Origin of the sequence: Xanthomonas axonopodis (assembly GCF_001304695.1) — a bacterium.
GTDB classification, from domain to species: Bacteria; Pseudomonadota; Gammaproteobacteria; order Xanthomonadales; family Xanthomonadaceae; genus Xanthomonas; species Xanthomonas axonopodis.
The window spans coordinates 1-693 of record NZ_JFAQ01000322.1 but is presented as its reverse complement, the minus strand read 5'-3'; the positions used below and the strand labels follow the sequence as shown (position 1 = coordinate 693).

The following is a 693-nucleotide window of genomic DNA, read 5'->3' as shown; positions in this document are numbered from 1 at the left end:
TCCTACGGCCCTGTCTTCCGTCGGTGTCAACGACGGGATGCAGGGCCGTTCTTGTTTGGCCTCCACTCCGGCTGCGCCGCATCCTGCGATTTCCCTGCCGCGCTGACAGCTGCGCGACAGGCCCTTGTTCAGGCAGGAGGGTAGAATTCAGTTCTCCTGCGCCTTCGAGACCCACACCACCGATGTCCACCGACGACTTCAAACAGGCCGCCCTCGACTACCACCGCCAGCAGCCGGCCGGCAAGATCAAGGTCACCGCGACCAAGCCGATGCTGACCCAGCGCGATCTGTCGCTGGCGTATTCGCCGGGCGTGGCGTTCGCCTGCGAGGCCATCGTCGAAGATGCCACCCAGGCCAGCGAGCTCACCGCACGCGGCAACCTGGTGGCGGTCATCACCAACGGCACGGCGGTGCTGGGCCTGGGCAACATCGGCCCGCTGGCGTCCAAGCCGGTGATGGAAGGCAAGGGCGTGCTGTTCCAGAAGTTCGCCGGCATCGACGTGTTCGATATCGAAATCAACGAGAACGACCCGGACAAGCTGGTGGACATCATCGCCAGCCTGGAGCCCACCTTCGGCGGCATCAACCTGGAAGACATCAAGGCGCCGGAATGCTTCATCGTCGAGCGCAAGCTGCGCGAGCGCATGAACATCCCGGTGTTCCATGACGACCAGCACGGCACCGCGATCATCG

Annotated in this window: 1 pseudogene; it reads left to right on the top strand. The window is 64.2% G+C overall.

From position 1 onward, the window contains the following. Positions 1 to 182 precede the first annotated feature (182 nt). Positions 183 to 693 (top strand): annotated as a pseudogene (locus tag XAXN_RS20065) (NADP-dependent malic enzyme); the annotation flags it as partial.